The organism is Streptomyces sp. JH14 (assembly GCF_029428675.1).
GTDB lineage: Bacteria > Actinomycetota > Actinomycetes > Streptomycetales > Streptomycetaceae > Streptomyces.
This window is the reverse complement of record NZ_JAJNEL010000001.1, coordinates 4,381,018-4,402,282: the sequence shown is the minus strand read 5'-3', so window position 1 is coordinate 4,402,282 and position 21,265 is coordinate 4,381,018. Positions and strand designations below refer to the sequence as shown.

Genomic DNA, 21,265 nt, shown 5'->3' with positions numbered 1-21,265 from the left:
GGGACGGCTTCCGTTCCTAGAGCTTCTCCACCGGCGCGTACCGCAGCAGCAGCTTCTTGGGTCGCTCGTCCCCGAAGTCGACCGTCGCCTTCGCCTGGTCGCCGACCCCCTCGACCGCCGTCACCGTGCCCAGCCCGAACTGGTCGTGCGTGACCCGGTCCCCGACCGCCAGCGTGATCGTCGGCTTGTCCGAGGTGCGCCGGGTCGCGAAGCCCGAGGGACCCGAGCGCGAGCGCGACGAGGACAGCGACGACGTGATCCCCGAGGTCGGTCCGGCCGGGGCCGCCATCGGTCCGGTCCGCTTCCACTGCAGATGCCGGTCCGGGATCTCCTCGAGGAACCGCGACGGCGGGTTGTACGAGGGCTGTCCCCACGCACTGCGCATCGCCGCCCGGGTCAGGTACAGGCGCTCACGGGCCCGGGTGATTCCGACGTACGCGAGACGCCGCTCCTCCTCCAGCTCCTTGACCTGTCCCAGCGCACGCATGTGCGGGAAGACGCCGTCCTCCATGCCGGTCAGGAACACCACCGGGAATTCGAGGCCCTTCGCGGTGTGCAGCGTCATCAGCGTGATGACGCCGGAGCCGTCCGTGTCCTCGTCGGGGATCTGGTCGGAGTCGGCGACGAGCGCGACCTTCTCCAAGAATTCGGCCAGCGTGCCCGCGCCCTCCTCCTCGCCCCGCTCCTGCTCGAATTCGAGGGCGACGGCGGCGAGTTCCTGAAGGTTCTCGATGCGTGTCTCGTCCTGCGGGTCGGTGGACGCCTGGAGCTCCGCGAGATAGCCGGTCCGCTCCAGGACCGCCTCCAGCACCACTGCGGGGCCCGCGCCGGACTCCACGATCGTGCGGAGTTCCTCCATCAGCGTGTTGAACCGCTTGACGGCGTTCGCCGACCGGGCCGCCATGCCGTACGCCTCGTCGACGCGGCGCAGCGCCTGCGGGAACGTGATCTTCTCGCGCAGCGACAGGGCGTCGATCATCGCCTCGGCGCGGTCGCCGATGCCGCGCTTCGGCACGTTCAGAATGCGGCGCAGCGGGACCGTGTCCTCGGGGTTGGCGAGGACCCGGAGGTAGGCCAGGACGTCCCGGACCTCCTTGCGCTCGTAGAAGCGCACGCCGCCGACGACCTTGTAGGGCAGGCCGACGCGGATGAAGATCTCCTCGAAGACGCGGGACTGCGCGTTCGTCCGGTAGAAGACGGCGACGTCTCCGGCCTTGGCGTCGCCCGCGTCGGTCAGCCGGTCGATCTCGTCGGCGACGAACTGCGCCTCGTCGTGCTCGGTGTCGGCGACGTAGCCGGTGATCCTGGCGCCCTCGCCCGCATTCGTCCAGAGGTTCTTCGGACGGCGGCTCTCGTTGCGTTCGATGACCGCGTTGGCCGCGGAGAGGATCGTCTGCGTGGAGCGGTAGTTCTGCTCCAGCAGGATCGTCGTCGCGTTCGGGTAGTCCTCCTCGAACTGGAGGATGTTGCGGATGGTCGCACCGCGGAAGGCGTAGATCGACTGGTCCGCGTCACCCACGACACACAGCTCGGCCGGGCCGTCGGCCGGTCCGGCCGGACCCACCAGTTCGCGTACGAGCGTGTACTGCGCGTGGTTGGTGTCCTGGTACTCGTCGACGAGGACGTGCCGGAAGCGACGGCGGTAGTGCTCGGCGACATCGGGGAACGCCTGGAGCAGGTGGACCGTCGTCATGATGATGTCGTCGAAGTCCAGCGCGTTGGCCTCGCGCAGCCGGGACTGGTACATCGCGTAGGCCTGGGCGAGCGTCTTCTCGAAGCCGTCCGCGGCCTGGCCGGCGAAGGTCTCCTCGTCGATCAGCTCGTTCTTGAGGTTCGAGACCTTCGCCGTGAACGCCTTCGGCGGGAAGCGCTTCGGGTCGAGGTCCAGATCGCGGCAGACCAGGGCCATCAGCCGCTTGGAGTCGGCGGCGTCGTAGATCGAGAAGGACGAGGTGAAGCCGAGCTTCTTCGACTCGCGGCGCAGGATCCGTACGCACGCGCTGTGGAACGTCATGACCCACATCGCGTGGGCCCGCGGTCCGACGAGCTGCTCGACGCGCTCCTTCATCTCGCCCGCGGCCTTGTTGGTGAAGGTGATCGCCAGGATCTGGCCGGGGTGCACCCCGCGCTCGGCCAGCAGATGGGCGATGCGGTGGGTGAGCACCCGGGTCTTGCCGGAGCCGGCTCCGGCGACGATGAGCAGCGGTGACCCCGCATGCACGACGGCGGCGCGCTGCTCGGTGTTCAGCCCGTCGAGCAGAGCGGCAGCGTCGATGACGGGGCGGTGGGCGCCGTCCCGGTAGTACGCGTCCCGAGGTGGCGGGGGCGCGTCGAATACGCCCGCGAAGAGGTCCTCCGGCACCGCTTCGGGTGCGGAGTCCTCGGGGGGGCGGCGGGGGCTCTTCCTCCGAGTGCTGGAGGCCGGCCAGGAAGCTGTCGTCAAAGAGGCTGCTCATCGCTTGACGAGTCTAGGCCGCCGCACCGACACCGTGCGGGCCGCATGGTGAAGCACGGTGCGTGCGCGGGCAGACGCGCACGCACGTACGGGGACCATCCGGACACGCCACGTAACGAAAGGACAGGCTGGCGCGCCCGCACAGCCGCCCTGTCGCCAAGGTCACGAAAATGTATCGGGCATATCGAACATCAACCTTCACAGCAGCACCATGGGTTGGCTAGCGTGCTCCGACGGGCGGCCCGTACTCCCTCGAGGCGATCCACGCCGAGCGGGCGCCCGCGCCGAATCCGGGCTGCCTTCACGGCAGTTCGGAACCGGGGACCCATACGCACAACCGGGGTGAATCGGTCCATGTCCCCACTCGGACCGTAGGGCAGCCTTCCGTTCCGCCCGAACCCGACAGCTAACCCGGTAGGCGGTCCACGGAAGGAGATGCCTGCCTTGGCGTCGCACCGCAAACCGCGCACCCGGGTGCGCAGCACCACCCCCGCTGTCGGACTCACGACGGCCGCTCTGGCAGGAGTGACCCTGCTGTCCACGCAGAGCGCCACTGCCGCCCCGGCCTCACCGAAGCCCAGCATCGAGGACGTGCAGAAGAAGGTCGACGACCTCTACCGGCAGGCGGGCACCGCGACCCAGAAGTACAACCAGGCGAAGGAGGCCTCCGCCGCACAGCGGGGCAAGGTCGACGCCCTGCTGGACGACGTGGCCAAGCGTGCCGACAAGCTGAACGAAGCCCGCAGGGAACTCGGCAACTACGCGGCGGCGCAGTACCGCACCGGCTCCATCGCGCCGACCGCCACCTTCTTCCTGGCCGACGACCCGCAGTCGTACTTCGACCAGAACCAGCTGATGGACCGGATGGCGGGCCGGCAGCAGAAGGCCGTCACGGACTTCCGTACGCAGCAGGCCGCGGCGTCGAAGAAGCGGGCGGAGGCGGTGACGAGCCTGGAGGCGCTCACCGAGTCGCAGGACACCCTGCGGACCAGCAAGGAGGACGTCCAGAAGAAGCTGGGCGAGGCGCGCGCGATGCTGTCGAAGCTGACGGCCGAGGAGAAGGCGCGGCTCGCGGCGCTGGAGCGCAAGAAGGAGGCGGAGGCCAAGCGCAAGGCGGAGGAACTCGCCCGTCAGCAGGCCGAGGCGAAGCTCAAGGCGGACGAGGCGGCGCAGCAGGCCGCATCCGGCAGCGGCACGGGGACGAGCACCGGGACCGGTTCGGGCAGCAGCACCACCACGACGACGAAGGGTGAGAAGGCCCTCGCCTTCGCCCGCTCCCAGATGGGCAAGCCGTACGTCTGGGGCGCGACGGGCCCCTCCTCGTACGACTGCTCGGGACTGACCCAGGCCGCCTGGAAGGCCGCGGGCGTCGACATCCCGCGCACCACCTGGGACCAGGTCGAGATCGGCACCCGGATCGCGACGGCGGATCTGCAGCCGGGCGACCTCGTCTTCTTCTACGACGACATCAGTCACGTCGGCATCTACGAGGGCGACGGCATGATGGTCCACGCCCCGAAGCCGGGGGCGAACGTCCGCGAGGAGTCGATCTACTACATGCCGATCTACGGCAGCGTGCGGCCCGCCTAGCGCGCCCCGCAGCGCGGATTCATGCGCTCATGCGACGAGCCCCTGCGGAAGGATCCGCAGGGGCTCGTCCACCGGCCGGGAGGGCCGGCTCAGGTCCAGAGCGTCGCGATGAAGATGTTGGCGACCGTCAGCCCGCCGACCGCCGCGAAGACGCCCTTCTCGACCTTCTCCTCGTCCCGCTTGACGTAGACCAGCGCGAGGATCACGACCAGGACCGCGAGCTTCACGCCGATCTTGATGTTGTTGACCGGGTGGTCGTCCGCCTGGTTGAGCCCGACCAGCACGACACCGGTGACCAGCATGGTCAGCGCGCCGTGCAGCATCGCCGGGACGAAGCGCGCCGTGCCGGCACCCATCGCCTTCATCTGGGTCAGGAAGCCGCCCAGCAGGGAGGCGATACCGATGATGTGCAACGCGACGAAGACATTGATGAGTACGTCCATGGGGCCGCAGCCTAGCCGGGGCCATATCACCACTCTCCGGCGAGGTGGGGGTCTCCTCGGCATTTCAGTCGGGCCTGCATCGGCTGCCTGAACCCGGCGCGGTTTTCCCGGTCACTCGAGGACATCGCCTCGCCAAATTCAGGCAATAGCAGTCATTACGTCTCTCCTCCCTGTCCCGGGTTTAGCGTCCCTATCCAGGTGACCGGCTTACCGCCGCTCCGCACCCGGACGGCAGGAGGCCGGTCACCCCGCCGAAGAGTCCGGTGGCGGGCCGCTCCCCCTGTTGGCACCCCGCCGCCGGACCTCCGCGGGCCCGCCGGTAGGCCCCGACGGGCAGTCGAGAGCAAGGAACCCCGCCCCCGTGGCCGCTCATCGAAAACCCAAGCAGCTCCCGTGCACCGGCTCCGCTGCCCGCACCGCAGCCACCCTCGCCTTTGCCGGGGCTGCAACCGCTGCCGCCCTCCCTGGCTCCGCACATGCCGAACCACAGCTCACCCCCGCCCAGATCAAAGCGAAGGTGGACCGGCTCTACCACGACGCGGAGGTCGCCACCGAGCAGTACAACGGCGCGAAGGAGAAGGCGGCCACCGTCACCGAATCGCTGGGCGCGCTGCGCGACGAGGCCGCCCGCAGGACCGAACGTCTCAACGCCTCCCGCAACGCACTCGGTTCGCTCGCCGCCGCCCAGTACCGCACCGGAGGCATCGACCCCGCCGTCCAGCTGGCGCTCTCCTCCGACCCCGACCAGTACCTGGAACGGGCCTCGTACGCGGACCGGGTCGCCGACCGGCAGGCCGGCGAGGTCTCCAGAGTCCGACGGCAGGTCACCGAGATCACCCAGCTGCGCGCCGAGGCGAACGAGGAGCTGGCGGCGCTGGGCGCCCGCCGGGCCGAACTGAAGAAGCACCGGGCGACGGTCAGGACCAAACTGGCCGACGCCCGGAAGCTCCTGGACACGCTGTCGCCCGCGGAACGCGCCGCCTACGAGCAGTTCGGCACCGCACGCTCCGCCGATGGCCACGCCGATCGCAGCGCCCCGCGCGCCGGCGCCCAGGCCGCCCCCAACGCCCGTTCCGCGGAGGCCATCGCGTTCGCCTACGGAGCGCTGGGCAAGCCGTACGTCTGGGGCGCGACCGGCCCGTCCTCGTACGACTGCTCAGGACTGACCCAGGCCGCCTGGCGCTCGGCCGGCGTCTCGCTCCCCCGCACCACGTACACCCAGATCAACGCCGGGCAGCGCATCTCCCGCTCCGAACTCGCCCCCGGCGACCTGGTGTTCTTCTACTCCGGTGTCAGCCATGTCGGCCTGTACATCGGCAACGGCCAGATGATCCACGCACCGCACCCCGGCGCACCGGTCCGTATCGCGCCGATCGACCAAATGCCGTTCGCCGGAGCGACCCGGGTGGCATAGGCTCCGGCCTCCGCGGTCCGGAATTCCACCGGACCGGACCGGATCGAGGAGAACCGCACATGTCCATGGACGCCGACGTCCAGAGCCACATCCGCACGCTCGCCCTCCGCTCACCCGACCATCTCCGGATCGGCCCGTTCACGCTCCGCTACAACCCGAACTGGTCCCTGAAATAAGCGAATTACGCGATCCCGGACCGTGATGCCGAGCCGACCGCGGCCGATGTCCGGGAGCTCATCGCCGCCTTCCGCGAGCGGGGCCGGATGCCGCGTCTCGAGTATCTGCCGGGCGGCGCACCCGCGGTCGAACCCGCTCTGGTCGCCGCAGGTTTCACCGTCGAGAACCGGGCGCCGGTCCTGGCCTGCGCCGCCGGGGACCTCGCGGAGCCGAAGCCGGTGGACGCCCTCGTCATCGCCGAACCTGCCACCGACACCGAGTTCGACGTCGCCGCCCGCGTGCAGCACCACGGCTACGGCGGGACCGGGGAGCCCGAGGGCGGCGAAGCCGCATGGCTGCGCAACGCGGTGGCGGGCGGCGGAGTGGCGGCGCTCGCCCTGCTGGACGGCGTACCGGCCGGCGCGGGCGGCTGCTCGGTCCCGGTCGACGGCCTCACCGAACTGGCCGGTCTCGCCGTCGCCGACACCTTCCGCCGCCGCGGCATCGGCGCCGCGCTCTCCGCCCATCTGACCGCGACCGCGTTCGCGCGGGGCTGCCGGGTGGTGTGGCTGGAGCCGGCCGACGCCGCTGTGGAGCGCATCTACGCGGGCATCGGCTACCGCCGGATCGGCGAGAAGCTGAACATCTCGCTCGAGCCAGAACAGGAGAGCAGCTGACTCAGACCAGCCGTCGCGCCGTCGCCCACCGGGTCAGCTCGTGCCGGTTCGACAGCTGGAGCTTCCGCAGCACCGCCGAGACATGCGATTCGACCGTCTTCACCGAGATGAACAGCTGCTTGGCGATCTCCTTGTACGCGTAGCCGCGGGCGATCAGCCGCAGCACCTCGCGCTCACGCTGCGTCAGCCGGTCCAGGTCCTCGTCGACCGGCGGTGCGTCCGTCGAGGCGAACGCGTCGAGCACGAAGCCGGCCAGCCGCGGTGAGAAGACCGCGTCGCCGTCCTGGACCCGGAAGACCGAGTCGACCAGGTCGATGCCGGTGATCGTTTTGGTGACATAGCCGCGGGCGCCGCCCCGGATGACACCGATGACGTCTTCCGCGGCGTCCGAAACGGACAGCGCCAGGAACCGCACCGGGTTCTCCACCGCGCCCATCAGCGGGGCGCAGCGGCGCAACACCTCGACACCGCCGCCGCCCGGCAGATGGACGTCGAGGAGGACGACCTCGGGGCGCGTCGCCGTGATGACGGTGACCGCCTGGTCGACGTCGGCGGCCTCGCCGACCACCTCGACGCCGGTCTCCTCGGTGCGCCCGATCTCGGCCTGCACCCCGGTGCGGAACATCCGGTGGTCGTCGACGAGCACGACCCGTACCCGGCGCTCCGGGCCCCCGGCTGCCTCAGTGGTCTCCGTCATCGTTCGCCCTCTCCATCTCCAGTTCGACTTCCGTGCCCCCGCCGGGCACCGAACGCAGCCGCGCCGTACCGCCGTTGCGCTGCATCCGGCCGATGATTGATTCTCGTACGCCCATTCTGTCCGCCGGTACGGAATCCGGATCGAACCCCGGCCCCCGGTCCCGCACCGAGACGAAGACCGTGCGGCCCTCGACCTCCGCGTAGACCTGCACGGCACCCCCCTCGCCACCGTACTTCGCGGCGTTGACCATCGCCTCGCGCGCGGCCTGCATCTGGGCCACGAGCTTCTCGTCGAGCGGGCAGTCGCCGACGACGACGACCTCCAGCGGGACGCCGTGCTTGTCCTCGACCTCGGCGGCGGCGCGCTTGACCGCTTCGGCGAGGGTCTCCGGTTCGTCGCCCTCGTCCTTGCCGGTGCCCTCGGGGTTGTACAGCCAGTTGCGCAGTTCGCGCTCCTGGGCGCGGGCCAGCCTGCGGACCTCGCCCGGATCCTCGGCGTTGCGCTGGATCAGAGTGAGGGTGTGCAGCACGGAGTCATGGACATGGGCGGCGACCTCGGCGCGCTCCTGGGCCCTGATGCGCATCAGGCGTTCCTCGGAGAGGTCCTGGGTCATGCGTACGAGATAGGGGCCGGCCAGCAGCGCGATGCCGGTGAGGACCGCGATCGCCGCGGTGAGGACATTGCCGAGCTGGGCCGCGGAGCCGCGTACCACCATGAAGCCGGCGAGGCCCAGGCCGACCAGCGCGACCCCGGCCAGCCCGCGGGCCAGATGCAGCACTCGGCGGCGGCTGCCGACCTCCATCCAGCGGGCCCGCCGTGCGTTGTCGGCCTGCCGCCACACCAGGACGGAGCCGGCGCCGATCAGCAACGTCGGCCAGATGTAGCGGTCGGCCTTGCTGCCCATGTCGACGTTGCCGACGAAGACGACGGCGCCGATCAGCAGGGCCACCAGGGCGAAAACCTGCCCCTTGTCGGGCTTGCGGAGCCTGCGGCGGCCGTCGGCATCGGTCTCGAAGACGGAGCGCGACTCCTCGACGCCGCCGACGCCGAGCGGGACGACGATCCAGAACACGGCGTACAGCAGCGCGCCGAGACCGTCCGCGAAGAACAGGCCGAGGAAGGCGAACCGCACCCAGGCGACGGGCAGCCCGAGATGCCCGGCGAGTCCGCGCGCGACGCCGCCGAGCAGGCGGCCGTCGGCGCTGCGGTACAGCTTGCGCAGCGGCGGCTCCTCCGGGTCGGCGCTGACAGAGCTTGCGGCTCGGGGCGTGGCGGCTGACATGCTTCGATCGTCACACGCCGGGGCGGTGGGCGGCATCAGGGTCGGCCCCCCACTCGACCCTGAGACGACCGGTGGCACGGGGCCTCGACGGCCTCCCCCCTCAGGGTCCGCCGCGACCAATATCAGGGATCGGCCAGGGTCCGTGCCGGTGCCGCGGGTGGGCCCGGCCCGTCACCATGGAGCCATGACCGTTCCCCAGGACGCACCGCCCGGCGCCGCGCCGCCCTCCGCGCCGGGACCGCAGCTGCAGCGCAGCTCGCGGCAGAAAGTGGTGGCCGGGGTGTGCGGCGGACTCGGCCGGTACTGCGACGTGGACCCGGTGATCTTCCGGATCGTGCTCGGTGTTCTGTCGGTGACCGGTGGCCTCGGCCTGATTTTCTACGGCTTCGCATGGCTGCTGATCCCGCTGGAGGGCGAGGAGGAGAACGAGGCGCGCAAGCTGCTGTCGGGCCGGGTCGAGGGGGCATCGCTGATCGCGGCGCTGCTCGCCCTGATCGGCTGCGGGCTCTTCCTCTCCATGCTGGGCAACGGCGGCATGCTGGCGTTCTCCGCGATGCTGACACTCGCGGTCATCGGCTTCTGCGTCTGGACGCAGCACCGCAGGACCGCGGCCCCCGAGGACCCGCTGCATCCGGCGGCCGCGCAGGCGGCGGCGGACGCGCCGCCGGAGGTGAAGGCGCCGCCGTCACCGGCCGGCCCGTCCTGGTGGCGGGATCCGATCATCAAGGACGGCACCTCGGGGCCGGTGGCCACCGGCTATCTGTGGGGTCCGGCGGACGCGGTGCCCGACGACCGGACGGCACGGCCCCGCAGGGCGACGGCGGACACGCCGTACCGCGCGCCCGAGCGGGCGCGGGCGAACCGGGGGCCGCGCGCGATCGGCGGTCCGGTCTTTCTGCTCGCGCTGGTCGCGGGCGGTCTGGGCACCAGCCTGAGCTGGGAAACCCATCCGCTCGGTACGAGCCTGCAGTTCGGTCTGGCCGCGGCGCTCGCCGTGTTCGGCACCGGGATGCTGGTCAGCACGTTCCTCGGCAGGACCGGGTTCGGCACGGTCCTGCTGTCGATCATCACGGCGGCGCTGCTGGCCGGCGCGTCCGCCCTGCCGAAGGACATCAGCACCCAGTGGGTACGCGAGCACTGGCGCCCCGCCTCGGTCGCGGCGGTCCAGCCGCGGTACGAGCTGAGCTCCGGGCTCGGGGTCGGCACGCTCGACCTCACCCGGGTGCCGGTCCCGAAGGGCGACACGGTCCGGACGCAGGTGCGGGTCGGCGCGGGCCGGGCAGTCGTCGTCGTGCCGCAGGCGGTGACGGTCCGGGTGCGGGCGGAGGCCGGGCTCGGGGACATCCGGCTGCCCGCCGAGCCGCCGGGCGATGTGGATATCGCTCCGGCGCAGAACGAGCACCGGACGATCGCTCCGCCCGCGGGCGTCACACCGGCCGGCACGGTCGAACTGGACCTGGAAGTCGGCATCGGACAGGTGGAGGTCACCCGTGCTGCGTCATGAGATCCGGCCGGGCCGCGCGGTTGCGGGCATCGCGATGCTCGCCCTGGCGGCCGGTTACGCGGCCGACGCCGCGGGTAGCTGGGACGCCCCCTGGACGTTCTTCTTCCCGGTGCTCTTCGGCGGCCTGGGCATGGCCGCCCTCACGACGTGGGTGAGCTACCGGATCCGCCGGCGCCGCGCCGCGAGGAGCGCGTCCAGCGAGAACGACGCGGCTCCGCCGAGCACCAGCGGCAGCCAGGCCATGAGGTAGATCAGGTCGTTGCCGAGGTAGTACGGAGAGGCCTGCCAGCTCACGGTCAGCCAGAGACTGAGCGAGATCAGCGCCCCGCCGAGTGCGGCGAGCCGCGCCCACAGCCCGATCAGGGTGCCGATACCGACGGCGAGTTCGCCGAACGCGATGGCGTACCCGAATGCGCCGGGGTTCTTCAGCGAGAGGTCGACGAGTGCCGGTATCGCCGACGTGTCGCGTACGGCGCGCATCATCTCGCCGACGGAACCGGGCCCGCTCGCGCGGAAGAAGGAACTGTCCGTCAGTTTGTCGAGCGCGGCATAGATGAAGGTGACGCCGAGAAAGATCCGCAGCGGCAGCAGCGCATGCGTGCGCGCCAGCTCCCGCAGGTTTGTCGGCTCACCCAGACCACGCGTATTCGTGCCATATCCACTCATAATCGCCCCGCTCTCCGTCGACCCGTCACCAGACCATACGTACGCGGTGAACGCGCGGCTCACCCGACCTGCGGTTGGCTTGGGATGGTCTCCCCGGTCCGGGGCGGAGGGTTCCGTCCTCAATCGCCGGACGGGCTCGGGTGTCCGACCCGGGCCGTGGGGGCGTCGTCGCCTCTGCCCGGTGGCGGGTTGGGCGGTGCCCCTCCGGGGCGTCTCCTCGAGACTGGCGCGGAAACCGGCAACGCGGACGAGCCCGGCACGTGCGCCAGTCCCTGCGGGGACTCCCCTGCACGGCCCCACCCGCGCATCACTCGCGCCTGCGACCCGGTGGTCGGACATGAAGGCCCACCGGGCCGCAGCCGCGCACCGGCCGGTCCGGGGCCGTGCAGGGGGGTCCCCGCAGGACGACGAACGGATACCCGGGCTCGCCCGACGACGAACCCGAACGTTCGTCGTTCGAGGAGACACCCCGGAGGGGCCCCGGACCACCACCCACCGAACCAAGACGACCGCACCCCCGGAGAACCGCGCCGGGACGGACACCCCAAGCCCGTCCGGCGATTGAGGACGGAACCCCCCACCCCGGAACAGCGGCACCCCACAACGAACGACGACCCCGACGGCTCAGTCCGTGACGTCGATCTCGACCCGGTTCGTCTCCACCCCGGCGGCGGTCACGACCTGTACGTCGACGAGTCCGGGCTCGACCTCCACCGGCACCGGCACGGTGAGCACGGTGTCCGTCGGATTGGCGAAGCCGCCGGCGACCGGGACCAGCGGGACATGGACATGGACCCGGCCGATCCGTACGACCATGCGGGCCAGCCGGTCCGGTGCTCCTGCGCCGGGCGGTACGAAACCGGCGCCACGGATCTCGATGTCGTCACCGGTACGGATCGGCGCGTCCAGGTCCCCGGCCTCCCGGGCCCGTACGACGGACAGCACGACCGGACGCCCGCCCTCCGTGAACTTGCCGGCGAAGTACGTCGCCGCGGAGACGGCCACCAGCAGGGCCAGCCCCCAGGGCAGATCGGGCAGCTGCTCGGGACGGCGGGCCAGCCGCACCGCGGCGAAGAGCACGGCGGCGGCGCTCACCAGCACGTACTGCACATCGGTGAAGCTGCCCCGTCCGGAGTCGTCGGTGAGCAGATCGCCGGCGCGCGGCCGGTCGGCCCGCAGCTTCTGCAGCCGCCCGGCGACGGCGCGTACGGCCACGACCCGGCGTACGACCACGGCAATGGCGCACACCAGCGCCAGCGCGGTCAGCATCCCCGCGCCGCGCGCCAACTCCAGCCCGTCGATGAGCGCGTCGCGCTCCGCGTGCCCGGAGGCGCCCGCCATCTGGAGCGCGAGGACGAGTACGCAGAAGACGGCGAGCAGCACCCAGGCCACGGCGACCGCCCGGGAGGTGGAGAGCCGGTTGTCCTCGCCGATCAGCGGGGCGAGGATCCCGCCGCGTGCCCGGTGGACACGGGCGGCGCCGGTCAGCAGTCCCGCCGTGACGAGCGCGGCGAGCAGACCGGCGGTGCGGGCGGCCGACCAGCCCGCACCGATGGCGGTGGCGGCCTGCGCGAGGGCGAGCACGGCGACGCCTCCCCAGACGACGACCAGGGTGCGCACCCAGACCAGGTGGAGCCAGGCGTCGCCCGCCTCCCGGCTGCGTTCGGCGACCCCGCGGGCGGACTCGGTCAGCTCGTCGGAGACCCACTGGCGGGTCGCGAACGCGGACTGGGCGACACCGGTCGGCAGCCCCTGACCTGCGGCGAGTTCGTCCCGCTTGGCCAGGAAGGCGGCCACCGCGCGCCGATGCCCCTCGCGCGCTCCGTGCGGGCAGTCGCCGCACGTACAGCCACCGCCGTGTGCGCCTTGTCGTGCCTCGTCCAACGCCACGGAGAACGCCACCCTTTCCTGCCCCGACCGTTCCAACTGACCACTGATTGCTGCGAATTGTGCCGTACGGGAGGGGGTTGGCGCGCATCGGGCCCGCCGGAACGTGCGGATCGTCAGAACGTTCGAGCGATCCGCTTCCACAGCGGCTGGTAGTTGATCCAGGCCACCAGGTCGCTGCCGAGCTGCTCGCGGGTGGCCACCGCGTCCCGGTGCTCGATCAGGACCGGCTTCCCGGCCGCCCGCGCGGTGAGCTGCACCTGGCAGGAACGCTCCATCGTGAGGAACCACCAGGCGGCCGCGTCCACCGAGTCGCCCACGGTCAGCAGCCCGTGATTGCGCAGGATGATCGCCTTGTGGGCGCCGAGCGCGGCCGCGATCCGCCGCCCTTCCTCCTCGTCGACGACGACCCCGGTGTACGCCTGGTAGACCGCATGGTCCTCGTAGAACGCGCAGGACTCCTGGGTGATCGGCTCGATGAACTCACCGAGCGTGGACAGCGCCCGGCCGTGCAGGGAGTGGGTGTGCGCGACGGCGACGACGTCCGGGCGCGCCCGGTGCACCTGGGCATGGACGGTGAACGCCGCCTGGTTGACGTGGTGGCGCCCCTCGACGACCTGTCCTTCGCCGTTGACCAGGATCAGCTCGTCCGGCCGGAGCTCGTCGAAGGGGACGCCGAACGGATTGACCCAGAAGCAGGTGGTGAACTCCGGGTCCCGCACGGTGATGTGACCGGAGACGCCGTCCTCGTACCCGTACGCACCGAACAGCCGCAGCGCTCCGGCCAGCCGCTCCTTGCGGTAGGCACGTTCCTCGTCGAGCGACTGGTGGACGGGCGGCATCGCGAACTGCAGCTGTTCGACGGGTATCGGTGTGGGCTCGGGCATGGCGACTCCTCGGGGCTCCCAGGACATTCGGTCGGAAGCTACCGCCGGTCACCCCAGGTGGCCAGAGCGATCACGTACCGATTCAGGCACCGGTGCGGGTACGGGCCGGGACCCTGTTCACGCGCTGAGCACGAGGTAGGCGAGGCCGAGCGTCCCCCGGTAGCCCCCGTAGTAGCCGGTGCGCCGGTCGTCGACCGCGGCGACGACACCGTCGTGCAGCGGATGCCCCGGGTTGGCCAGCGCCCAGCGCTCGCCCCGGCCGATGTTGGCGTTCGCCTCGAAGAGGTCCCATTCACGCTGGTCGGCGACGGTGACCTGGAGCGGCCGCAGTCCGACGGCCTCGGCCTGCCGGATCAGCTCGAGCAGCGAACCGAAGTCCCCCGGTTCGGCCCCCAGCCCGGCCAGCGCCCGCTCGGACGGCTCGCGCTCCCAGAACCCTTCCCCGAACAGCACCCGCCCGCCGGGCCGCACGGCCGCCCGCAGCGCCTTCAGGGCCTCGGAGGTGGACCCGGGCCAGGCGTGCGAGGCCCCGATGGACACGGCCAGGTCGTAACCGCCGTCCGCCCACTCGGCGGCAGGAGTCTCATGGAACCGTACGCGCTTCGCGAGCCCTCGGTCCCCGGCGAGCGCCCGCCCCCGTGCCACGGCCTCGGAATCGGTCTCGACGCCGTCCCCGGTACTCCCGGGCGCCGACTCCACCAGCCGCATCAGTAGCTCGCCCCAGCCGCTGCCGAGGTCCACGATCCGCGCCCCGGGTGCGGGGGCGCAGGCCGCGACGAGCTGGGCGGCATGCTCCTCGGAGAGGGGAGTGTTCCAGGTCAGGCGGTCGTTGTGGGCGGCGGACAGCAGGGCGCGGATCTCATCGGCAGACATGAGGGCGCAGCCTGGCACAGGCGCGGAGGGCGGTGCCACCCACTTTCACGGGCGGCGGCGCGATACGACGATGCCGCCGCTCAGACGACTGAGCGACGGCATCGCATGGACCCTGCACGCAGGGGTTATTCCCACTCGATGGTGCCCGGCGGCTTGCTCGTCACGTCGAGGACGACGCGGTTGACGTCGGCGACCTCGTTGGTGATACGGGTGGAGATCTTCGCCAGGACCTCGTACGGCAGGCGCGACCAGTCGGCCGTCATGGCGTCCTCGGAGGAGACCGGGCGCAGGACGATCGGGTGGCCGTAGGTCCGGCCGTCTCCCTGGACGCCGACCGAACGGACATCGGCGAGCAGCACCACCGGGCACTGCCAGATGTCGCGGTCGAGTCCGGCCGCGGTCAGCTCCTCGCGGGCGATGGCGTCGGCCTCGCGCAGCAGGTCGAGCCGGTTCTTGGTGACCTCGCCGACGATCCGGATCCCGAGACCGGGGCCGGGGAACGGCTGGCGCTGGACGATCTCCTCCGGCAGGCCGAGCTCCTGGCCGACCATCCGGACCTCGTCCTTGAACAGCTGGCGCAGCGGCTCGACGAGCTGGAACTCGATGTCGTCGGGGAGGCCGCCCACGTTGTGGTGGGACTTGATGTTGGCGGTGCCGGTGCCGCCACCGGACTCCACGACGTCCGGGTAGAGCGTGCCCTGCACGAGGAACGCGACGTCCTCGCCGGCCGCGCCCGCCTCGGCGACGAGCTCGGCCTGGGCCTGCTCGAAGACGCGGATGAACTCGCGGCCGATGATCTTCCGCTTCTGCTCGGGGTCGGAGACCCCGGCCAGCGCGTTCAGGAACCGCTCCTCGGCGTCGACGACCTTCAGCTGGACGCCGGTGGCGGCCACGAAGTCCTTCTCGACCTGCTCGGTCTCGCCCTTGCGCATCAGACCGTGGTCCACGTACACGCAGGTCAGCTGGGAGCCGATGGCCTTCTGCACGAGGGCCGCGGCGACCGCGGAGTCCACGCCGCCGGAGAGGCCGCAGATGGCGCGCTTGGTGCCGACCTGCTCGCGGATCAGCGCGATCTGCTCCTCGACCACATTGGTCGTGGTCCAGGTCGGCTCGATGCCGGCGCCGCGGTAGAGGAAGTGCTCAAGGACCTGCTGGCCGTGCGTGGAGTGCAGCACCTCGGGGTGGTACTGGACGCCGTACAGCTTCTTCTCGTCGTTCTCGAAGGCGGCGACCGGCACGACGTCCGTGGACGCGGTGACGGTGAAGCCCTCGGGGGCGGCGGAGCACGCGTCGCCGTGCGACATCCACACCGACTGCTCGGTGGGCGTGCCCTCGAAGAGCGTGGAGCCGCTCTTGGAGACGGTCAGCGGAGTGCGGCCGTACTCGCGGGCACCGTTGTCGTCGACGGTGCCGCCGAGCGTGGTGGCCATCAGCTGGAAGCCGTAGCACATGCCGAAGACCGGGACCCCGGCCTCGAACAGCGAGCGGTCGAGGCTGGGCGCGCCCTCGGCGTACACCGAGGAGGGGCCGCCGGACAGGATGATCGCCCGGGGGTTCTTCGCCAGCATCTCGTCGACCGGCATCGTGGACGGGACGATCTCGCTGTAGACCCGGGCCTCACGGACGCGTCGGGCGATGAGCTGGGCGTACTGCGCGCCGAAGTCGACGACGAGGACCACGTCGGCTGCGGTGTCGGGGGCGGCGGGGGGTGCTGCTGGCACGGGGCGGCCTTCCGGCGGTGAGAGGGGGTCGGTTCTGCCGATTCTACCGGGGTTGCGAGGAAGACCCATTCGCGTCCGCCGGGACCGGGGTGCTCGGCCGTCCTCTTGGCGGCGTCTCACCATCCGGGCGCCGCGTTGGCCCACCGGCGGAAGCGGGTCCATACTGGCCCCATGCGTCAGCACACGACCTACGTCTTTACCTATGGCATCCGGCCCGCCGGCTGCCATGGTCGTGCTGCTTGATCCACTGACAAGCAACGTTCCAGGCGCCCCGGGCCGACAGGCCCGGGGCGTTCTGGCGTTCCGGGTCCGATCGCTCCGGGGGGCCGCACCCCACCAGGACACCAGGAGCCACGGAATGAACAGCACCACCGCCACCGTCACCGCGAACACGGAGAAGTCGCTCGCCGAGGAGACCGGCGCGCGCACCGACGAGGCCGCAGCGCTGATCGCCGGCGCCCGCGAGCGCATCGATTCACTGGACGACCGGATCATCGGGCTCGTCCAGGAACGGATGGCCGTCTCGGCGGTCATCCAGGAGGCCCGGATCACGTCCGGCGGCCGCCGGGTGAACCTCTCCCGCGAGATGGAGATCCTCGGCCAGTACCGCGATGCGCTCGGCAAGCCCGGCACCTCGCTCGCCATGACGCTGCTGGAGCTGTGCCGCGGGCGCGTGTGAGAGCGCCGTTCACGCCTGTGCGGGCCTCAGCTGTCCGCCGGCCCGTACGGGCCGCTGGGCTGTACAGGCGTATCTGCGTTCGGTCCGGCTCTCACCCGTACGGCGCGTGACCGGGCCCGCGGTGACTTCGTTGGTCCCGGTGTCCGTGCCAGCCAGGGGCGGCTTTCGAAGAATCCACGCGTGGCTCCGCTGGAGCGTGTGGCGTACTGCAGGTACGCCGTGGGACCGCGCCCCAGCGTGCGTGACCGGTCGGCAGGGGACAGCAGCCCGGTCACCCCAAGCGGTCGGCTTCGGGGACGCCCGGAGCCGGCCGTATCCGGTCGAACGGTTGCGCCGTGCGCAGCCCGTCCCGCACGACGCAAAGAGCGGGTCCCCTCGAAACGCACCCTCCCGACTTGGGTCGGCACCACCCATGCGCCCCCTGTGCGCCGGGGCACCGACCCGGCGCACCACTCCCCGCGGCGCTGCCCCCCGGCGCCGCCTCTCGGCACCGGCGCTGCCCTGACGTCGGTGCTGATCGACAAGGGCCCCGCGGACCGGTTCACGGTCCGCGGGGCCCTTGGTCATGTCACGACGCGAGGAGTGCGTGATCGGCATCACATAAGGATCCTGTGAACATCCGGGCAACCATTGCCCGGGACCACAGGTCATGCATGCGGAACAACCAGCCCCACCCGTGACAGCGCTGCGCTACGCGCGTCGTCACCAGTAGGCGTGAGGGGCTGCACTCGGAGGGGGGTGCAGCCCCTCTCTGCTGTCCTCAGCGCTCTCTCGTCTCCTCGTGCGCGGACTACTTCTTCTTCGGCGGGACCGCGGGCAGTCCCAGGAACGGCAGCTTCAGCGCACCGAAGGCCTCCTTCGGCACCGCCGGCGCCTTCGGCTCGACCGCGGCCAGCCGCTCGTATGCCTCTGCCTGTGCGGGACGCGGATCCGCCTCGCCCTTGTTGGGCCAGAACGACATGGCCCGCTCCGCCTGCGCCGTGATGGTCAGCGACGGGTTGACGCCGAGGTTCGCGGAGACCGCCGAACCGTCGACGACCGAGATGCCCGGGTGTCCGTACAGCCGGTGGTACGGGTCGATGACCCCGTCCTCGGCGCTCGCACCGATCGGGCAGCCGCCGAGGAAGTGCGCGGTGAGCGGGGTGCCCATGAGTTCGCCGACGTTCGACCCGGGGAAGCCGTTGATCTCCTCGGCGAGCAGTGAAGCGCTGCGCGTCGCCTCCTCGATCTGGGTCGGATTGGGCGCGCCGTGCCCCTGGCGGGCGGTGAGCAGGCCCTTTCCGATGCCACCGGGCTTGCGGTACGTGGTCAGGGAGTTGTCCAGCGACTGCATGACGAGGCCGATGATGGTCCGCTCCGACCAGCGGCGGTTGGAGAGCGACCGGACGGCGAGGACCGGGTGCCGGGCCATGCTGCCGAGCCAGCCCAGCACGCGGCGGCTGCCGTACGGCACCTGGAGGATCGACATCGCGCCCATGGCGTTGGAGCCCTTGCCGTAGCGGACGGGCTCGATATGGGTGTTCTCGTCGGGGTGGATCGACGAGGTGATGGCGACGCCCTGGGTGAAGTCGGCCTTCGGGGTGCCGTGCTTCTTGCGGTAGCGGCGGTCGCTGGTCTGCGAGCCGACGAGCGCCTCGGAGTTGGTACGGGTCAGCTCGCCGAGCCGCGCCGACAGCCGGGGCAGCAGCCCCTGGTCCTTCATCGTGTGGAGCAGGGTCTGGGTGCCGTAGGTGCCGGCCGCGACGACCACCCTGCGGGCGCGCAGCAGCGTCGGCCTGCCCTTCCTGCGGCGGTCCGTCGGGACGGTCGAGACGTGGTACCCGCCCTCGGGGTCGTCCGTGATCGCGACGACGGAGGTCATCGGGTGGATGACCGCTCCGGCCTTCTCGGCGAGGTGGAGGTAGTTCTCGTTGAGGGTGTTCTTCGCGCCGTGGCGGCAGCCCGTCATGCATTCGCCGCACTCGGTGCAGGCCTTGCGGTCGGGGCCCGCGCCGCCGAAGTACGGGTCGGCGACCGTGGCGCCGGGCTTCGCAGCGGCCGTGCCGTCGGCGTCCTTGCCGTCGCCGAAGAAGACGCCGACCGGGGCGAGGTGGAAGGAGTCGCCGACCCCCATGGCCTGCGCGGTCGCCTTCAGGTGGACGTCGGACGGGGTCATCGTCGGGTTGAGCCGGACCCCGAGCATCCGCTTGGCCTGGTCGTAGTACGGCGCCAGTTCGTCCTTCCAGTCGGTGATGGCGGCCCACTGCCGGTCCTCGAAGAACGGCGCCGGGGGCACGTACAGCGTGTTGGCGTAGTTGAGGGAGCCGCCACCGACGCCCGCCCCGGCGAGCACCATCACGTTGCCGAGCAGATGCACACGCTGGATGCCGAAGAGCCCGAGTGCGGGGGCCCACAGATAGTTCTTGATGTCCCAGGAGTTCTTGGGGAGCGTGTCGGGGGTGAAGCGGCGGCCCGCCTCCAGGACCCCGACCCGGTACCCCTTCTCGGTCAGCCGCAGGGCCGACACCGCACCGCCGAAGCCCGAACCGACGACGAGGACGTCGTAGTCGTACGCCGCGTCGTCATCGGTCTCGCCGGCCGGTCCGGCCTGATTCTGGGCAGGGCTGTCCTGGGACATGGCTCTCCTCGGTACGAAAAGGGCAGAAGGTGCCGCGGTGTGACGGGGATCAGCGCAGGCGGAACGCCTTCATCGCCTTCAGGCTGCGGCTCATGAACGCCGCGTACTTCTCGTCGTCCATCCCGAAGGACGGGGCGAGCGGGATCAGTCTCTGCTGGGCGACGGTCTGAGCCTCGGTGTACTTGAGGATGCCCTCGGAGCCGTGCCTGCGGCCGAGACCGGAGTCCTTCATGCCGCCCATCGGGGACTGCACGCTGCCGTACGCGGGGGCGTACCCCTCGTTGATGTTGACCGTGCCGGTGCGCAGCCGGGCGGCGACCCGGTGGCCGCGCTTGGAGTCCTTGGTCCAGACACTGGAGTTCAGGCCGTACGGGGTGGCGTTGGCGAGGTCGACGACCTCGTCCTCGTCGGAGAAGCGGTAGATGGAGACGACCGGGCCGAAGGTCTCCTGGGCACAGACGGCCATCGGCGCCTCGACGCCTTCCAGGATGGTCGGCTCGTAGAACAGCGGGCCGATGTCGGGGCGGGCGACACCTCCCGCGACGAGCGTGGCCCCCTTCTCGACGGCCTCCGCGACGTGCTGGGTGACGGTCTCCAGCTGGCGCTCGCCGACGAGCGAACCCATGTCGGCGCCGTACGCGAGGGAGTTGCCCAGCCGCATGGCCTTCGTACGGGCGGCGAACCGCGCCACGAAGTCGTCGGCGACCGACTCGTGGACGTACAGCCGCTCGATGGAGATGCAGAGCTGTCCGGCGGAGGAGAAGCAGGCGCGGACGGCGCCCGCGGCGGCCTTCTCCACGTCGGCGTCCTCGAGGACCAGCATGGCGTTCTTGCCGCCGAGCTCCAGCGAGACGCCGACCAGACGGGCGGCGGCGCCCTGGGCGACCTCACGGCCGGTACGGGTGGAGCCGGTGAACGAGACGTAGTCGGCGTGCTTGACGACCTCGGGCCCCACGACCGGTCCGTCACCGAGGACGATCTGGAACACCTCGGCGGGCAGCCCGGCCTCGATCAGCAGGTCACGGGCCCAGAGCGCGGTCAGCGCGGTCTCCGTGTCGGGCTTCATCACGAGGGCGTTCCCGGAGACGAACGCAGGCAGCGCATCGCCGACGGAGAGCTCGAACGGGTAGTTCCACGGCGCGATCTGGCCGACGACACCGCGCGGCTGGCGCAGCTCGGTGACCTTGGTCAGCGTCGGTACGACACCGGTGTGCCGCTTCGGCTTCAGATACGAGGACGCCCTGCGCCCGTAGTGCCGGGCGGAGACGGCGACCGCCTGCACCTCCTCGTGAGCGTGCAGCCGGGCCTTGCCGGTCTCCAGCTGGATGAGGTCGAGGACCTCGGCCTGCCGCTCGAGCACGAGGTCGTGGAAGCGCAGGAGTACGGCGGCCCGGGTCCGGACGGGGGTGGCGGCCCAGGCGGGCTGGGCGGCCCGGGCCCGCTCGAAGGCGGTGGCGACGTCCTCGGGCGTGGACTCCGGCAGGTCGGCCAGCTTCTCCCCGGTGAACGGCGTGTGGTTCGCGGTACGGCCGGAGCCGACGACACCGCGCGTCAGCTGCGCGATCACCTCGGGGGTCACCACATCGGCGGCAGTGCGCGCACCGGCCGGGGCCGCGGCCACGGGATTCGAACCTGGGGAACCTGCAGAGTCCGTCATGTGGGCGAGGGTATGTCCAGCCGCACGCTTTGGGTACCCGTCGGTAATAGGTTTTCACAC

14 protein-coding genes, 2 pseudogenes and 1 riboswitch are annotated in these 21,265 nt (G+C 71.1%); of the genes and pseudogenes, 5 read left to right on the top strand and 11 right to left on the bottom strand.

All coding sequences use genetic code 11. From position 1 onward, the window contains the following. Positions 1 to 16: 16 nt before the first annotated feature. A pseudogene (pcrA, locus tag LRD69_RS19980) lies at positions 17 to 2,456 on the bottom strand (DNA helicase PcrA). 271 nt (positions 2,457 to 2,727) lie between these two features. Further along, positions 2,728 to 2,892, top strand: a riboswitch (cyclic di-AMP (ydaO/yuaA leader). On the opposite strand from pcrA, the gene LRD69_RS19975 reads away from it, so the two are divergent. Further along, on the top strand, positions 2,891 to 4,045 hold the full coding sequence (locus LRD69_RS19975; protein WP_277327914.1) for a C40 family peptidase: 1,155 nt from the start codon (positions 2,891 to 2,893) through the stop codon (positions 4,043 to 4,045). (Overlaps the previous riboswitch by 2 nt.) 89 nt (positions 4,046 to 4,134) lie before the next feature. Here LRD69_RS19975 and LRD69_RS19970 read toward each other — a convergent pair whose 3' ends face one another. Continuing rightward, on the bottom strand, positions 4,135 to 4,488 hold the full coding sequence (locus LRD69_RS19970; RefSeq protein ID WP_277327913.1) for a hypothetical protein: 354 nt from the start codon (positions 4,486 to 4,488) through the stop codon (positions 4,135 to 4,137). Positions 4,489 to 4,849: 361 nt separating this feature from the next. Here LRD69_RS19970 and LRD69_RS19965 point away from each other — a divergent pair, with 361 nt between their 5' ends. Both LRD69_RS19965 and LRD69_RS19960 read left to right on the top strand, forming a co-directional pair. Then, a complete protein-coding gene (locus tag LRD69_RS19965; protein WP_277327912.1) occupies positions 4,850 to 5,902 on the top strand; it encodes a C40 family peptidase in 1,053 nt (350 codons plus the stop codon). A gap of 59 nt (positions 5,903 to 5,961) precedes the next feature. Further along, positions 5,962 to 6,735, top strand: a pseudogene (locus tag LRD69_RS19960) (GNAT family N-acetyltransferase). 1 nt (position 6,736) lies between these two features. Here the strand turns inward: LRD69_RS19960 and LRD69_RS19955 are convergent. Both LRD69_RS19955 and LRD69_RS19950 read right to left on the bottom strand, forming a co-directional pair. Continuing rightward, positions 6,737 to 7,432 (bottom strand): response regulator transcription factor, encoded by a 696-nt coding sequence (locus LRD69_RS19955; protein ID WP_277327911.1) that lies wholly within the window; start codon positions 7,430 to 7,432, stop codon positions 6,737 to 6,739. After that, positions 7,416 to 8,714, bottom strand: a complete 1,299-nt coding sequence (locus LRD69_RS19950; protein ID WP_277327910.1) for an ATP-binding protein — start codon at positions 8,712 to 8,714, stop codon at positions 7,416 to 7,418. The genes LRD69_RS19955 and LRD69_RS19950 overlap by 17 nt, the downstream gene beginning before the upstream one ends. Positions 8,715 to 8,898: 184 nt before the next feature. Between LRD69_RS19950 and LRD69_RS19945 the strand changes: the two genes are divergently transcribed. Further along, positions 8,899 to 10,218, top strand: coding sequence for a PspC domain-containing protein (locus LRD69_RS19945; RefSeq protein ID WP_277327909.1), 1,320 nt, complete (start codon positions 8,899 to 8,901; stop codon positions 10,216 to 10,218). Between the two features lie 156 nt (positions 10,219 to 10,374). On the opposite strand, the gene LRD69_RS19935 is transcribed toward LRD69_RS19945, so the two are convergent. From LRD69_RS19935 to guaA, 5 genes are all read right to left on the bottom strand, one after another. Continuing rightward, positions 10,375 to 10,884 carry a DoxX family protein gene (locus LRD69_RS19935; RefSeq protein WP_277327907.1) on the bottom strand — a complete coding sequence of 170 codons (510 nt, stop codon included), beginning with the start codon at positions 10,882 to 10,884 and terminating at the stop codon, positions 10,375 to 10,377. A 624-nt stretch (positions 10,885 to 11,508) separates the two neighbouring features. Then, positions 11,509 to 12,774 carry a hypothetical protein gene (locus LRD69_RS19930; protein ID WP_277329801.1) on the bottom strand — a complete coding sequence of 422 codons (1,266 nt, stop codon included), beginning with the start codon at positions 12,772 to 12,774 and terminating at the stop codon, positions 11,509 to 11,511. A 113-nt stretch (positions 12,775 to 12,887) separates the two neighbouring features. Next, positions 12,888 to 13,685, bottom strand: coding sequence for a class II aldolase/adducin family protein (locus tag LRD69_RS19925; RefSeq protein ID WP_277327906.1), 798 nt, complete (start codon positions 13,683 to 13,685; stop codon positions 12,888 to 12,890). A 90-nt stretch (positions 13,686 to 13,775) separates the two neighbouring features. Continuing rightward, entirely contained in the window at positions 13,776 to 14,531 is a 756-nt protein-coding gene (locus LRD69_RS19920) for a class I SAM-dependent methyltransferase (protein ID WP_277327905.1), read from the bottom strand. A 125-nt stretch (positions 14,532 to 14,656) separates the two neighbouring features. Next, entirely contained in the window at positions 14,657 to 16,252 is a 1,596-nt protein-coding gene (gene guaA / locus LRD69_RS19915) for a glutamine-hydrolyzing GMP synthase (RefSeq protein WP_277327904.1), read from the bottom strand. A gap of 358 nt (positions 16,253 to 16,610) precedes the next feature. Between guaA and LRD69_RS19910 the strand changes: the two genes are divergently transcribed. After that, positions 16,611 to 16,931 carry a chorismate mutase gene (locus tag LRD69_RS19910; RefSeq protein ID WP_277327903.1) on the top strand — a complete coding sequence of 107 codons (321 nt, stop codon included), beginning with the start codon at positions 16,611 to 16,613 and terminating at the stop codon, positions 16,929 to 16,931. Between the two features lie 790 nt (positions 16,932 to 17,721). Here the strand turns inward: LRD69_RS19910 and LRD69_RS19905 are convergent. Further along, on the bottom strand, positions 17,722 to 19,548 hold the full coding sequence (locus LRD69_RS19905) for a GMC family oxidoreductase (protein ID WP_277327902.1): 1,827 nt from the start codon (positions 19,546 to 19,548) through the stop codon (positions 17,722 to 17,724). 49 nt (positions 19,549 to 19,597) lie between these two features. Continuing rightward, positions 19,598 to 21,205, bottom strand: coding sequence for a succinic semialdehyde dehydrogenase (locus LRD69_RS19900; protein WP_277327901.1), 1,608 nt, complete (start codon positions 21,203 to 21,205; stop codon positions 19,598 to 19,600). Between the last annotated feature and the right edge of the window lie 60 nt (positions 21,206 to 21,265).